We start from the raw sequence: 13,619 nt of genomic DNA on the forward strand, positions 1-13,619 counted from the left end.
ACAAGGAATGGCTGGCTGGAATCTACCGCCGCAGCGCCCCGAACCCGCCGATCAGGGCCTCGAGCCCCAGGTTAAAAGCAACGTCCGTTGGCCGCGGGTGCTGCTCCAAGGCAAGTCTGTCGACGGCGGCGGTGAAGTTGGGTACCTGGTCGGCGAGGGAGCCGGCGTCGAAGATGTCATCCGGCGCAGTGACATCGTAAGCGGCCCCAAAGACGAAGGCCTCCAAAGCAACAATCGCCGAAATGATCTTCTCTTCCGGGAAGCCGGCGTCGCGGAATCCGGCGGTCACGGCCTCGTACATAGCCAGGGTCTTCGGGGCATTCGCCACCGGCAGCACCGCAATGACGGGGATCAGCGGCGTGTGCTCGGAGAACACGTCCCGGTAGGACCACGCCCAGCGGCGAACGGCCACGTCCCACGGCTCCACGCCAAAAGCGGACACATCAACCATCGCGGCCAAGTGGTCTTCCACCAGCAAGAGCACGTCGTCCTTGGAGGCTACGTGGTTATAAAGGGCGGATGGCGCCACGCCCAGCGAGCGTGCCAGGGCTGCCATGGTGAGTCCGTCGTAACCCTTGCTGCTAATTAAGTCCAGGGCCGCCGTCGTGATGCCGTTTTGGTCCAGGATGCGCGCCATGGGCCGTCCGGCACGCCGCCGTGCCTTGCTGGCAGGAGCGGGGGCAACGCCCGGCTCGGGTTCTGGAGCGGGTGTGGGTGCGGGCATCGGAAGCCTTTCTGCTGCCTGTATCTCCAGCATTATTCCATCAGGTCTTCCCAGTCACGGACTTGGCCGCTATTATCAAATATAAATGAACGCCATTCATTTATTGGTCAGCCACCACGGACGGCCACGGAGAGGACATCATGCAGAATCTTGATCGCGACGTTGTGATCGTCGGTGCCGGACCGTCAGGGTTGACGGCGGCACGCGAATTGAAGAAGACCGGACTCAGCGTTGCAGTGCTTGAAGCACGCGACCGCGTGGGGGGCCGCACCTGGACCGACACGATCGACGGCGCCATGCTGGAAATCGGCGGCCAGTGGGTTTCCCCGGACCAGACGGCCCTCATGGACCTGCTGGACGAGCTGGGACTGAAAATGTACTCGCGCTACCGCGACGGCGAGTCCGTTTACATCGGTGCCGACGGCAAACGCGTCCAGTACACGGGTGACACCTTCCCCGTAAACGAGCACACCAAGGCCGAGATGGACAAGCTCGTTGCCATCCTGGACGGGCTAGCCGCGGAGATCGGACCCACCGAGCCCTGGGCGCACCCCAAGGCCCGCGAACTGGACACCATCTCCTTCCACCACTGGCTCCGCCAGAACTCCAACGACGAGGAAGCCTGCAATAACATCGGGCTCTTCATCGCCGGTGGCATGCTCACTAAGCCCGCCCACGCCTTCTCTGCGCTGCAGGCTGTTCTCATGGCCGCTTCCGCAGGGTCCTTCACACACCTGACGGACGAAGACTTCATCCTGGACAAGCGCGTTATTGGTGGCATGCAGCAGGTTTCGCTGCTCCAGGCAGCCGAGCTGGGTTCCGACGTCGTGCTTAACAGCCCGGTTCGCACCATCAACTGGGACGTCGACCGCGTGACGGTTGAGTCTGAGCGAGCCACAGTGAATGCGCGGTATGTCATCATGGCGGTGCCGCCCAACCTGTACTCACGCGTTTCCTTCAACCCGCCGCTGCCGCGCCGCCAGCACCAGATGCACCAGCACCAGTCACTGGGCCTGGTCATCAAGGTGCACGCCGTGTACAGCACGCCGTTCTGGCGCGAAGAAGGCCTCTCCGGCACCGGTTTCAGCGCCGGCGCCCTGGTCCAGGAGGTCTACGACAACACCAACCACGGCGACTCCCGCGGCACCTTGGTGGGCTTCATTTCCGACGAAAAGGCCGACGCCGTGTTCGAGCTCAGCGCCGAAGACCGCAAGAAGGCCGTCCTCCAGTCCATCGCCGGCTTCCTCGGCGACAAGGCACTCACCCCCGAGGTCTACTACGAATCAGACTGGGGCTCCGAGGAATGGACCCGCGGCGCATACGCTTCCAGCTACGATCTCGGCGGCCTGCACCGTTACGGCAAGGACCAGCACGCGAACGTGGGACCGATCTACTGGTCCTCGTCCGATCTCGCGGCCGAGGGCTACCAGCACGTGGACGGCGCGGTCCGGATGGGCCAGACGACCGCAGCCCGCATCGTCGAGGCCAACAAGTTGAGCGCGCTGCCGGTCGGCTAGGGCGTTGCGCCGGGATGGCACTTAACACCCGTTTTCCCGCCTGGGATCGGTGTTAAGTGTCACCTCGGCGCGGCTTGTCCGGCTCTCGGCACGCCTGCGGCTCGCTCCGCTTCGATGAGTGCTTGGGCCAGACGCTCGACGGCGGCCTGATAGTCAGTCCCGGGTGTCACCCGGCAGTGCTCAGCCTCCCGCATAGCGCGGGCAAGTGCAGCTGTCTCGGCCGTTCTGACGTCCGTCATTGCCGGGAAATCTATTGCTTGCCCGGGATCGAGTTCGTAGCGCTGCCACTGCTGGAGGACGCTCGCGTGGCGGGCGGCAGCTTCAGCAAAACCAGGACGACGCCGGGGCTCGGCTGAGTGGAGACGCTCCACCCTGCGACTGGTCGCCAGCGTTGCTGCTGCAGTGGCCATCGCGATGAAGACCATGATAAGTCCGGCCGGCGCCCATTCCACTGCGGGAACCAAGATGGCCGGAAGAATCACCACCAGGCCCGCGAAGAGATCCCAGAAGATCGTGTCCGGTTCCGGGCCGCGCCCATGCGTGAGTTTTCTGTGGAGGACGAACGTGGTTGCCGCTGTTGCGAGCACCAAGGCTACGCCCCACAGGAGCATCATGGCGGGCATTGGACCACCTCCAGGCGAGTACGCGCTGCTGTGATTTCAGTATGCGCCTGAGTGTTTCCGGGCAACACCTCCGTACGGACAATTCACCGCTCCCCGGGCGTAGCCTAGGCACCATGAGACTGAAAATGTGCAGCATCCACGTCAAGGACCCCGCTACGGCCCACGCTTTCTATACGGAAACGCTTGGCTTCGAAACCTTGATGGCCATGCCCGAGTACAACCTCTTCATCATTAAGGATCCCGGCGCGGACAACACTTCGGTGGGACTCCTGCTGGAGCCCAGCGACAACCCGATCGGCGCTAACTACATGAACGCCCTCCATGAGGCCGGGTTGGCAGCGATCACCTTTGGCGTGCCTGACGTCCAGGCTGAATATGAGCGTCTGCTGGCTGCCGGCGTGACGTTCCAGGGCGAACCCAGTGAGGATTTCTCCGGGATCAGCGCCGTCTTCGACGACGGGTGCGGGAACTTCGTCCAACTCCACCAGGACTAGTTAAACAGCTGTGGCCGGGACCAAAGGGTCCCGGCCACAGTCAGCTGAAAACTATGCGTGATCGCGCTTTGACGTCTTCGGGGCATCGCGCTTGGCGGCTGCGTTGTCCTTGGCTTCCTTAGTAGCTGCCTTCTTCGCAGCTTCGTCCTTGACCCTCTGGGCCTCGGCGCGGACTGCGGCGTGGGTGGCACGCTCCACAACCAACCACTGCGGCGGCGCCTGCAGCAGCTCGGTGATTTCCGCCGTCGTGAGTGCTTCTTCAACGCCGCCGCGGGCGAGGCCGCTGATGGAGACGTTCAGCTTCTGTGCCACTACCGGGCGCGGGTGCGGGCCGTTGCGGCGGAGCTCGGCGAGCCACTCCGGCGGGTTGGCCTGGAGTTCGGCGAATTCTTCGCGGGAGATGGACGAATCCTGGAACTCCTGGGGTGTCGCGGGCAGGTAGATGCCGAGTTTCTTGGCAACGGTTGCCGGCTTCATGGACTGGGAGTTCGAGGACGTCATGCTTCAAGGGTATCTGGCCGGTACTGTGAGTGTGTGCCAGCCGCTGAAGAATCCGCCCAAATAACCGAGCCCCCCACCGAGCTTCGCTTCGCTTATGTTGCCGGTGTGACGCCTGGGAAATGGATCCGGCGGTGGGAAGAGCGGATGCCGGACGTGCCATTGCATGCGTTTATGTCCGACGACGGTGCGCAGCTTTCGGTTCTGCGCGACGGTTCCGCTGACCTTAGCTTTGTTCGGCTGCCCGTGGACCGGGAAGGCCTGAACGTCATTCCCCTCTATGAAGAGCAGCCAGTGGTGGTCGCTCCCAAGGGGCACGAGATCTCCGTGTTTGAAGAAGTGGCGCTGGAGGACCTGTCCGAGGAGAACTTCCTGGACGTGGAGGAAATGGGCGGGCCCCATATGGCCTTGCAGGTGGTGGCTTCCGGAGCCGGATTGGCCATCCTGCCCATGTCGGTTGCCCGGCACCTGAACAACAAGCAGACCATCATGCGGCTATTGACTGGCGCTCCTGGAACGCAGATTGGCCTCGCGTGGCTTGCTGGTACGGATAGTCCGGTGATCGAGGAGTTCATCGGGATTGTGCGCGGCCGGACTGCGCAAAGTTCACGCCAGCCGTCCGCTCAGCAGGAGAAGCCGAAGAAGGCGCCCAAGCCGGATCGTCGCGGGGGCGGGGCCAAGAAGCCTGCCGTCGCGCAGCGCTACGCCCCGAATCCGGACAAGGGCCGCGGCAAGGGTTCGCGCAAGAAGGGCAAGCGCTAGTTATTCACCGTGGATTGCGGCCTGCTGCTGCTCTGATCTGTTGAGGTAGGCGAGCAAAAGGTCCCCGGCGCGCTCCAGGTCGCCGGATTCGAGCGCTGAGCAAATCTGCTCGTTTTCCTTGAGCCAGTCGCTGTAGAAGTGCGCGTTCATGGTGGCCTTGTGGAAGTACAGACGCATCTCAGCGAGCACTTGGGCCATGATCGTGTTCAATCTCCCGCTTTCGGCCAGGGCAACGATGGCCCCGTGGAAATGCTGGTTGGCGCTGCCCAAGCCCTCGTTGTCGTTGGCGGCTGCTGCGCGCTTTCCCTCCTCGACGGCGGCCCTGATGGCGGCAATGCGCTCTGCGGAACCGCCGGCACGGATGGAACTGACCTCAATGGCGCGGCGGACCGTATAGACATCGTGAATATCCCCTGCTTCCAGTGTGGCGACGTACACTCCGCGGTTGGGGAGACGGACCAGGAGCCGTTCGCTGGCTAGTTCCGCGAAGGCTTCACGGACGGTGTTGCGGGAAACGCCCAGGTCCTCGGCGATGGTTGCTTCCGTGAGCTTGGCCCCTGGCACAAGGAAGCCTTCGGCCAGTTGGTAGCGCAGTTCCTCGGCAACCCTCTCGGCAACTGAAGGCACCCGAAGGCGCATACGGGCGCCGGCGCCGTCGATGCCAGTTCTTTCGCTGGATTCCTGATCTGCACTGGCCATGACACCAAAATTACACGATTGCCAAAAATTAGGATCGCTGGATTGTTGAACAATCCGGTAATCTGGTGCATCCTTGATGTAACGCACATCACGAGGCAGGAATCACACCATGGCAATCATCGACCTGAACAGCGACGTCGGAGAGTCCTTCGGACGTTGGACGCTGGGCGACGACGCAGCCATGTTCGAATCCGTTTCCAGTGCCAACGTTGCGTGCGGATTCCACGCTGGCGACCCCAGCGTTATCCGCAGCACCTGCAAGAAGGCGGCTGAGGCCGGCGTCGTGATTGGCGCCCACGTCGGCTACCGGGATCTTGCAGGATTCGGCCGTCGCTTCCTGGACGTTGATCCCATGGAGCTGGCCGACGATGTCGTTTACCAGATCGGCGCCCTGCAGGCGCTGGCTGCCACGACGGGTGCGAGCGTCAAGTACGTGAAGCCCCACGGCGGTCTCTACAACGCGATCGTCAAGCACACCGCTCAGGCAAAGGCCGTGGTCGACGCCGTGAAATCAGTTGACCCCACCCTCCCGATCCTCGGTCTCCCCGGTTCCGAAGTCCTCCGTCTTGCAGACGCAGCCGGACTTCGTGGTGTTTCCGAAGCTTTCGCGGACCGCGCCTACAACCCGGACGGAACCCTCGTCCCACGCACCCAAGCAGGCGCCGTCCTACACGATCCCGCTGAAGTGGCGGAACACGTTTTGCGGATGGCCACCGAACAGTCCGTCAGGACCATCGATGGTTCCATCCTGAAGATCCGCGCGGAGAGCATCTGCGTGCATGGTGACTCACCAGGAGCTGTCGCGATGGCTACTGCTGTGAAGTCCGCTCTCGACGACGCCGACGTCAGCATCGGCTCGTTCCTCTAAATCCCCAAGCTTGAGCACAACCCCCTCATCCCCCCGGAGGAAACCATGACCAGCACCAACGCAGCCAAGGCCGTGACAAGGAAGCCACCGGCCGGCGCCCTGAAGGCTTACGTAGCCAGCCTCACCGGCACGTCGCTTGAATATTATGACTTCGCTATCTACTCCGTAGCTTCGGCCCTCGTCTTTCCCAAGATCTTCTTCCCCGGCAACGATGAATTCGTTGCACTATTGCTCTCCTTCTCAGCTTTTGCGGTGGGCTACTTGGCCCGTCCGATCGGCGGCGTCATCTTCGGGCGTTTGGGCGACAAGATTGGCCGCAAGTACGTCCTGGTGTTCACGCTCGTGCTTATCGGAGTCGCGACCGTCCTCATAGGTGCGCTGCCTGACTACTCAGTGATTGGCGTGGCGGCGCCCACCATCCTGGTTCTTCTTCGCCTCGCCCAGGGCATCGGTGTCGGTGGTGAATGGGGTGGAGCGGTTCTGCTGTCCAGCGAATTCGGCGACCCCAACAAGCGTGGCTTCTGGTCCTCCGCCGCGCAGATCGGCCCGCCCGCAGGCAACCTGATGGCCAACGGCGTCCTCGCCATCCTTGCCGCTTCGCTGAGCACTGAGGCGTTCCTCTCCTGGGGCTGGCGCGTCGCCTTCCTCGCCTCCGCACTCCTGGTGGTCTTTGGCCTGATCATCCGCCTCAAGCTCGAAGAAACCCCGGTCTTCAAGGCAATCCAGGCCCACGGCGAACGGCCCAAAGCACCCATCAAGGAGGTCTTCACCACCGAACCCAAGGCCCTGGTTTCGGCAGCGCTCTCGCGGGTCTGCCCTGACGTCCTTTACGCGCTGTTCACGGTGTTCGTTGCTGTGTATGCCACCAAGCAACTTGGCATGACCACGGGCAATGTCCTGGCAGCCATCCTCATCGGATCGGCATTCCAGCTGTTCCTCATTCCGTTGGCTGGCGCTCTTACCGACCGCTTCAACCGCCGCCTTGTCTACGGCGTTACAGCAGCCGCTACAGCCGTCTATATTCCCCTGTTCTTCCTCATGATCCAGGGCAAATCAGTGGTCATGCTGACCATCGGCACGGTGATCGGCTTGGCGCTGCACGCGTTCATGTACGGCCCGCAGGCCGCCTTCATCACCGAGCAGTTCCCAGCCCGCCTGCGCTACGCCGGCAGCTCACTGGCGTACACCCTGGCCGGCGTGATTGGTGGAGCCGTTGCGCCCATCATCTTCACGGCTCTCTACGGCGCAGCATCCGGCGGCTGGTATTTGATCGCCGGGTACCTCGTCCTGACAGCCGTCGTCACCATCGTGGGCATGGTCCTGGGCCGGGATCCGAAGCCTGAAGAAGACGTTCGCCTGCTGCAGGAGTCGCCCGCCTAAATGGCGGCGAAGCGGATGATGGAGACCGTGATGCAAACGACCACCGCGAAGCAAACTGCCACAGCGAAGCAATCGACCACCGCGAAAAAGGTCCGCTCCGTGCGACCCGTCGGCACCCGTGCCGTACTTGCGGAGCTGGATGGGCTGCAGGACGTACTGGCTCTGCAGGACATGCTCTACAAGTCTCCGCTCCCTGGCCAGGTAGACGTCCTGGCAGCAGCCGAAACGGTTATGGTCGTTGGCGAATCCGCTGCGGCAACGCGGGCCATCGGCGCCCGGTTGCTCGAGCTGGAACTCATCGCGACGGACGTTACCGATTCCGGGCTGGTGGTCATCGATACCGTGTACGACGGCGATGACCTCGCCGATGTCGCGGAACTCACCGGGCTGAGCGTGGAGGGCGTAATTTCGGCCCACACAGGCCAGATCTGGACTGTTGCTTTCGCCGGCTTCGCTCCCGGATTCGGCTACATGGTGGGCGAGAATGAAGTCCTCACGGTTCCCCGCCGCTCCTCACCCCGCACGGCTGTTCCCGCTGGATCCGTGGCCCTCGGCGGCCAGTACTCGGCTGTCTATCCCCGGCGTTCTCCCGGCGGTTGGCAGCTGATTGGCCGAACGGGAGCCCGTATGTGGGATCTCGACCGTCCCCAACCGGCCCTGGTTCGGCCCGGTGACAGGGTGCAGTACCGCGCTGTTCGGGAGGTTGTCACGGCCAGCGCGGAGCATCAAGCTGAACCCGAGGCTGATCACCACACGGACTCCGGCCTGCGGATCCTCAACCCCGGGGCGCAAAGCCTTATCCAGGATCTTGGCCGGAGAGGCTACGGGAACTTGGGGGTCTCGGCGGCCGGTGCGTTGGACCGGGCATCGCTGCGCCGCGCCAACCGCCTCGTCGGCAACAGTTCCTCGGCTGCCGCCATCGAGACGGTCAACGGTGGGCTGACTGTGGAAGCGGTCGGCGACCAGGTGATTGCCGTGACAGGTGCGCCTACCACCCTTACCGTCCAGTCGCCGTCGTCGGCTGAATATGAGGAGTCTGACGGCGACGCCCGGGACGCAGTGCGCAGCGTCCCGATTGCTGCTCCATTCGCCTTGCTCGACGGCGAAGTACTTACCCTCGGACCGCCCGAGGCCGGGTTCCGGAACTACGTTGCAATCCGCGGTGGCATAGCGGTTCCCGAAGTTCTGGGGAGTCGTTCGGCCGATACGATGTCCGGGATCGGACCTGCCTCGCTGGTGGTTGGGCAGGAGCTCCCGGCGGGCGACGCCACGGCGTCTACTGCGGTTGGAAGTCCGGAGCTGCAACCGGAATTTCCGGGTACCAGTGTCACCGTTCTCGATGTGGTTCCCGGACCCCGTGCTGATTGGTTCGATCAGTCCGCCATCGAGTCCCTGACAAGTCAGGAATGGCTGGTCACACCACAATCCAATCGCGTGGGCATGCGACTGGACGGTACTCCTCTCCAGCGCGCTCGCGAGGGTGAACTTCCCAGCGAGGGGACTATGGCTGGTGCCCTCCAGATCCCGCCCGCCGGACTTCCCGTGCTGTTCTTGGCCGACCACCCCATCACCGGTGGATACCCCGTGATCGGCGTGGTTCGCGACGAACACCTTGACCTTGCCGGGCAGGTCCCCATTGGCGGACGGATCCGGTTCCGGATGGTCCCCGATTCCCCCGACTTCACCAAGACCCCAGAGAAGTGAGTATTTGATGCGAAAGGTCCTGATTGCGAACCGCGGAGAAATCGCTGTTCGAGTCGCCCGAGCCTGCGATGACGCCGGCATTTCCTCGGTGGCCGTCTATGCGGACATCGACGCCGACGCAATGCACGTGGGTGCCGCGGATGAAGCCTATAGCTTGGGCGGAAACAGCCCCGCTGATACATACCTTAACGTCGCGAAGCTGCTAGCCGTTGCCGAACAGTCGGGGGCTGACGCCGTCCACCCCGGGTATGGCTTCCTCTCGGAAAACGCCGATTTTGCGCAAGCAGTCCTGGACGCCGGACTCGAGTGGATCGGTCCGTCACCGGAGTCGATCCGGCAGTTGGGCAACAAGGTTACAGCCCGCGAGATCGCTGTCCGTGCTGGTGCCCCCCTTGTGGCCGGCAGCGATGGCCCGGTTGCTACTGCTGCTGAAGCCCGGGCATTTGCCGAGAAACACGGACTGCCGGTGGCCATCAAGGCGGCCTTTGGCGGCGGTGGTCGCGGGCTCAAGGTTGTCCGTGAACTCGCCGAAGTGGAGGAGGCTTTCGACTCGGCAGTGCGTGAAGCCATCACAGCGTTCGGGCGTGGGGAATGCTTCGTGGAACAGTACCTTGACAGGCCGCGGCACGTGGAGGCGCAGGTCATCGCGGATACCCATGGCAACGTCGTTGTGGTGGGTACGCGCGATTGCTCCCTCCAACGCCGGCACCAGAAACTGGTGGAAGAGGCACCTGCACCTTTCCTCACCGAGTCCCAGCAGCAACAGATCTATGACGCCGCCAAAGCAATCGTCCGCGAGGCCGGCTACTACGGCGCCGGGACTGTTGAATTCCTGGTCTCCGCAGATGGGGCCGTGGCCTTCCTCGAGGTAAACACGCGCCTGCAGGTGGAGCACCCGATAACCGAGGAAACGGCTGGGATTGACCTCGTTCAGGAACAGTTCCGCATTGCAGCCAGCCTGCCCTTGAGCATTACCGAGGATCCCATAGCCCGCGGCCATTCCTTTGAGTTCCGCATCAACGCCGAGGACGTTGGCCGCGGATTCCTGCCTTCCCCGGGCACAGTGGCATCGTTCCAAGCGCCCACGGGTCCCGGCATTCGTTTGGATACCGGCGTGCGTGCGGGCTCGTTTATTGCACCGCAGTTCGATTCGCTCCTGGCCAAATTGATTGTTACTGGTGCCGACCGCCAGCAAGCGCTGCGCCGCGCACGCCGAGCACTTGCCGAAATGGAGATCACCGGACTGCCCACCGTGTTGCCGTTCCACCGCGCGGTTGTGGAATCCGATGACTTTACATCCGTAGCCGGGCTGCGCGTTCACACCCGGTGGATCGAGACAGACTTCGCAGACCAGATCCCCGTTGATTCCGAATACAACGTGGTTGCCCCAAGTGGCGTGCGGCGCACCATCACCGTGGACGTCGACGGCAAGCGGCTCGCCGTTGGACTCCCGGCTGATCTGCTGGAGGGTTGGGCCCGGTCAGGGCAGGGACTCCCCTCAGGCGCGGTGGTCACGGGGTTGCAGGGCGATTACGTGGGAGCGTCCAATTCAGCGGGAGCCTCGCCAGCGGAATCAGCCCTGGTTTCCAGCATGGCCGGCACAGTGGTGAAGTGGCTGGTGGAGCCCGGCACCGAGGTCTCGGCAGGTGACCCCTTGCTGGTGGTGGAGGCCATGAAGATGGAAACGCAGGTGGCAGCACACCGTGCGGGCACGCTCTCGGAGGTGCTCTCGGCACCCGGCGGTATGGTGACTGCGGGAGCCGTGCTGGCGCACATCCAGTAGTCGGGCTGACTTAACCCCGACGGCGATCCAGCCCTTCGTGAGGGGGCCGGGCCGCCGTCGTGTTCCACTGGTCAGGACGGTCGCTGGAACGTCGCTAGCCTGCTATTTCATCGCTGGGCAGCAAAGGATCAGCGGCCAAGCAACGAGGTTGTCGCTCCCAAGATGCTGTCCAAGAGGCCGTTCCGGAACTTGCCCGAGGGGTCGTTGGTGACGGCGAGGCTGCAGAAGTCCTCGAAGCGTGGGTAGAGAGTGGCGAAGTCGTACAGGCTTGGCGTGAAGAGCTTGCCCCAGTGCGGCCTCGCGCCGAAGGGGCGCAGTGCTTCCTCCAGTTCCGGGAGTACCGCTTCCACCTGGGCTTGCAGTGGCTTCCATGTGAAGTGAAGAGCGACGCTTTGTTGCCGGTAGAACGGGCTGAGCCAGAACTCATCCGCGGCTACGGTACGGATTTCGGAGATGAACAGCAGGGGTGCCAACTTGTCCGCGAGCTCTCGGACAGCTTCAAGTGCGGCGGGTGCATGCTCCAGGGGCAGCAAGAATTCGCTCTGCAGTTCCTCGCCATTGCTAGGAGTGAATTCGTGGCGGAAGTGCGGCAGCCGGTCCAGCCATTTGCCGGGCTCGTCCAGCTGACCCGTGCAGTTCTCCGCCGACATCCCGGGCAGCGGGTGGAGAGCGGCAGTAGCGGCGGTTGCTCCGAACAGGTCCGGCAACGGAGCTTCGGTGTCCAGTGCCTTGAGCCAGACCTGCGGGATGGACCCGCCGGTGTAATCGGTGAAAAAGCTGACGCTGTACGCGGCCGACGCGATGTTCGCGAAGTCAGCCAGCGCCCGCTCCCACGGCAGGCCCGTGAGTACGCGCTGCCGCATCTGATAGCTCGGCCGGACGGCCAGTTCCAGTCCTGTGACGATCCCCAGGGCGCCGACTCCCACAACGCTGGCGAGGAACTCGTCGTCGTCCGGAGTAAGCGTCACCAGCTCGCCATCTGCACGCACCAGGTCAATGCTTACAACCGCGCCAGCCAAGGAGGGATTGCCGACACCACTGCCGTGCGTCCCGGTTTGGATGGCTCCCGCTACCCAGATGTGGGGGAGTGAAGCGAGGTTGTGGATGGCATAACCCTGTTCCTCGACTGCCCGGCAAAGTGCGCCATAGCTGATACCGCCGCTGACTTTGACGGTGCCCTTCCCGGCATCAAGTGAGATTTCCTGGGGCAATGCATCCAGAAGAACGTGAATGCCATCAGTGTCTGCGACCTTGTTGAACGAGTGGCGGGAACCCAGGGCCTTGATCCGCGGCGCGTTGGCCACAAGCCCGCGCAGCTGGTCTACGGAGGTGGGCCGCTGGATTTCGGCGGACGAATACTCGAGGTTTCCTGCCCAGTTCTTCATTGAATGATCTTCCCGCTCGGTGACTTATCGGCTCCCGCAATTGTTAACGTTCACAACTAATTGCGTCAAGAGGCGTCCAACTGGTTGATGCAGTCTTAGCTGGAGCCGAGGGACGCTAGTCCTTCAGCGGCCGGCGAGCCAGCCATGCCGCGACAATCGCGCCGGAGATGTTGTGCCACAGCGAGAAGACGGCAGAGGGCAGCGCAGCCAGCGGACTGAAGTGCGCCGTGGCAAGGGTCGCGGCCAAACCGGAGTTCTGCATGCCCACCTCGAAGGCCAAGGCGCGGCGGGCCTTGTCATCCAGGCGGCCCAGCTTGCCTGCCAGGTAGCCCAGGCCCAGCCCAAAGCCATTGTGGAGGACGACTGCCAGGAACACGATGGCGCCTGCTGCGACGATCTTGCTGGCGCTGCCGGCCACGACGATTGCCACGATCAGTGAAATCACGACGGCGGACGCCCACGGAAGTGCCGGAAGCACCTTTGCGACGAGCTTGGACAGGAAGAGTCGAGCAAGCAGGCCTGCGATGACCGGAAGCAACACGGTCTTCACGATGTCCAGCACCATGGCGCCAGCATCAATGTGCAGGAACGAACCGGCCAGCAGGAGAGTCAGTGCCGGCGTGACGATGGGAGCGATCAATGTGGAAACCGAGGCGACAGCGACAGACAATGCCACGTCACCCTTGGCGAGGAACGCCATCACGTTGGACGCAGTACCGGATGGTGCGCAGCCCACAAGAATAAGGCCGACGGCGAGCTCGGGCGGAAGCTGAAGCAGGACGGCAATCAACCAGCCTGCCCCAGGCATGATCACGTAGTGCGCCACGATTCCGAGTGCCACAGCCCACGGACGACGCGCCACAGAAGCGAAGTCGGGCGGCGTCAGCGTGAGGCCCATGCAGAACATGATGACGCCGAGCAGATAGGGAACAGCGACGCCCATCGGCTTGAACGCTTCCGGAAGGAGGAACCCGAGGACGCCAGCCACCACAACCAGGAGCGGGAACACCGTCACGGCTATCCGCGCGATCTTGGCCTCTGCGGCGAGAGCTGCGTTGACGGGAGCCTCGGCTCCTGAAGTTTCTGTCTGGGAGTTCGTTGCCTCAAGCATTCATCCATGCTCACATTGGTCCCGTGGCATGACAGAGTTCGTTACTTCCAATCCGGCATATATGTCAGATG

The 13,619-nt window shown here is 63.1% G+C and carries 13 protein-coding genes; 7 read left to right on the plus strand and 6 right to left on the minus strand.

Going from position 1 to position 13,619, the window contains the following annotated elements:
- Positions 1 to 22 precede the first annotated feature (22 nt).
- Positions 23 to 757, minus strand: coding sequence for a TetR/AcrR family transcriptional regulator (locus AC1DD5_RS07925; RefSeq protein ID WP_477521096.1), 735 nt, complete (start codon positions 755 to 757; stop codon positions 23 to 25).
- A 65-nt stretch (positions 758 to 822) separates the two neighbouring features.
- Between AC1DD5_RS07925 and AC1DD5_RS07930 the strand changes: the two genes are divergently transcribed.
- Positions 823 to 2,241, plus strand: coding sequence for a flavin monoamine oxidase family protein (locus tag AC1DD5_RS07930; RefSeq protein ID WP_477521136.1), 1,419 nt, complete (start codon positions 823 to 825; stop codon positions 2,239 to 2,241).
- A gap of 59 nt (positions 2,242 to 2,300) precedes the next feature.
- Here the strand turns inward: AC1DD5_RS07930 and AC1DD5_RS07935 are convergent, their stop codons facing one another.
- Positions 2,301 to 2,864 (minus strand): hypothetical protein, encoded by a 564-nt coding sequence (locus tag AC1DD5_RS07935; RefSeq protein ID WP_477514241.1) that lies wholly within the window; start codon positions 2,862 to 2,864, stop codon positions 2,301 to 2,303.
- A gap of 113 nt (positions 2,865 to 2,977) precedes the next feature.
- Here AC1DD5_RS07935 and AC1DD5_RS07940 point away from each other — a divergent pair, with 113 nt between their 5' ends.
- Positions 2,978 to 3,358, plus strand: coding sequence for a VOC family protein (locus tag AC1DD5_RS07940; RefSeq protein ID WP_477514242.1), 381 nt, complete (start codon positions 2,978 to 2,980; stop codon positions 3,356 to 3,358).
- Positions 3,359 to 3,409: 51 nt separating this feature from the next.
- On the opposite strand, the gene AC1DD5_RS07945 is transcribed toward AC1DD5_RS07940, so the two are convergent.
- A complete protein-coding gene (locus AC1DD5_RS07945; protein WP_223935217.1) occupies positions 3,410 to 3,859 on the minus strand; it encodes a DUF5997 family protein in 450 nt (149 codons plus the stop codon).
- Positions 3,860 to 3,892: 33 nt separating this feature from the next.
- On the opposite strand from AC1DD5_RS07945, the gene AC1DD5_RS07950 reads away from it, so the two are divergent.
- A complete protein-coding gene (locus AC1DD5_RS07950) occupies positions 3,893 to 4,618 on the plus strand; it encodes a LysR family transcriptional regulator substrate-binding protein (RefSeq protein ID WP_477514243.1) in 726 nt (241 codons plus the stop codon).
- On the opposite strand, the gene AC1DD5_RS07955 is transcribed toward AC1DD5_RS07950, so the two are convergent.
- Entirely contained in the window at positions 4,619 to 5,317 is a 699-nt protein-coding gene (locus tag AC1DD5_RS07955) for a GntR family transcriptional regulator (RefSeq protein ID WP_477514244.1), read from the minus strand.
- Positions 5,318 to 5,426: 109 nt separating this feature from the next.
- Here AC1DD5_RS07955 and AC1DD5_RS07960 point away from each other — a divergent pair, with 109 nt between their 5' ends.
- From AC1DD5_RS07960 to AC1DD5_RS07975, 4 genes are read left to right on the plus strand one after another with little or no spacing between them, the layout of a single operon-like run.
- Positions 5,427 to 6,185 (plus strand): LamB/YcsF family protein, encoded by a 759-nt coding sequence (locus tag AC1DD5_RS07960; protein WP_431117383.1) that lies wholly within the window; start codon positions 5,427 to 5,429, stop codon positions 6,183 to 6,185.
- A 45-nt stretch (positions 6,186 to 6,230) separates the two neighbouring features.
- The gene (locus tag AC1DD5_RS07965) at positions 6,231 to 7,565 is read left to right on the plus strand and encodes an MFS transporter (RefSeq protein ID WP_477514246.1); all 1,335 of its coding nucleotides are present in this window, start codon (positions 6,231 to 6,233) and stop codon (positions 7,563 to 7,565) included.
- A 30-nt stretch (positions 7,566 to 7,595) separates the two neighbouring features.
- On the plus strand, positions 7,596 to 9,269 hold the full coding sequence (locus tag AC1DD5_RS07970) for a 5-oxoprolinase subunit B/C family protein (protein ID WP_477521097.1): 1,674 nt from the start codon (positions 7,596 to 7,598) through the stop codon (positions 9,267 to 9,269).
- A gap of 7 nt (positions 9,270 to 9,276) precedes the next feature.
- Positions 9,277 to 11,052 carry an acetyl/propionyl/methylcrotonyl-CoA carboxylase subunit alpha gene (locus tag AC1DD5_RS07975; RefSeq protein ID WP_477521098.1) on the plus strand — a complete coding sequence of 592 codons (1,776 nt, stop codon included), beginning with the start codon at positions 9,277 to 9,279 and terminating at the stop codon, positions 11,050 to 11,052.
- A 128-nt stretch (positions 11,053 to 11,180) separates the two neighbouring features.
- Here AC1DD5_RS07975 and AC1DD5_RS07980 read toward each other — a convergent pair whose 3' ends face one another.
- On the minus strand, positions 11,181 to 12,437 hold the full coding sequence (locus AC1DD5_RS07980) for a D-arabinono-1,4-lactone oxidase (RefSeq protein ID WP_477521099.1): 1,257 nt from the start codon (positions 12,435 to 12,437) through the stop codon (positions 11,181 to 11,183).
- A 115-nt stretch (positions 12,438 to 12,552) separates the two neighbouring features.
- Positions 12,553 to 13,548 (minus strand): bile acid:sodium symporter family protein, encoded by a 996-nt coding sequence (locus tag AC1DD5_RS07985; RefSeq protein ID WP_477521100.1) that lies wholly within the window; start codon positions 13,546 to 13,548, stop codon positions 12,553 to 12,555.
- Positions 13,549 to 13,619 lie beyond the last annotated feature (71 nt).

The sequence above is a fragment of the Paenarthrobacter sp. 10L420 genome, from assembly GCF_056395385.1.

Coding starts and splice junctions, on each gene's coding strand:
- AC1DD5_RS07925 (WP_477521096.1), bottom strand. CDS start 757: ATGCTGGAGATACAGGCAGCAGAAAGGCTTCCGATGCCCGCACCCACA.
- AC1DD5_RS07935 (WP_477514241.1), bottom strand. CDS start 2,864: ATGCCCGCCATGATGCTCCTGTGGGGCGTAGCCTTGGTGCTCGCAACA.
- AC1DD5_RS07940 (WP_477514242.1), top strand. CDS start 2,978: ATGAGACTGAAAATGTGCAGCATCCACGTCAAGGACCCCGCTACGGCC.
- AC1DD5_RS07945 (WP_223935217.1), bottom strand. CDS start 3,859: ATGACGTCCTCGAACTCCCAGTCCATGAAGCCGGCAACCGTTGCCAAG.
- AC1DD5_RS07955 (WP_477514244.1), bottom strand. CDS start 5,317: ATGGCCAGTGCAGATCAGGAATCCAGCGAAAGAACTGGCATCGACGGC.
- AC1DD5_RS07960 (WP_431117383.1), top strand. CDS start 5,427: ATGGCAATCATCGACCTGAACAGCGACGTCGGAGAGTCCTTCGGACGT.
- AC1DD5_RS07965 (WP_477514246.1), top strand. CDS start 6,231: ATGACCAGCACCAACGCAGCCAAGGCCGTGACAAGGAAGCCACCGGCC.
- AC1DD5_RS07970 (WP_477521097.1), top strand. CDS start 7,596: ATGCAAACGACCACCGCGAAGCAAACTGCCACAGCGAAGCAATCGACC.
- AC1DD5_RS07975 (WP_477521098.1), top strand. CDS start 9,277: ATGCGAAAGGTCCTGATTGCGAACCGCGGAGAAATCGCTGTTCGAGTC.
- AC1DD5_RS07980 (WP_477521099.1), bottom strand. CDS start 12,437: ATGAAGAACTGGGCAGGAAACCTCGAGTATTCGTCCGCCGAAATCCAG.
- AC1DD5_RS07985 (WP_477521100.1), bottom strand. CDS start 13,548: ATGCTTGAGGCAACGAACTCCCAGACAGAAACTTCAGGAGCCGAGGCT.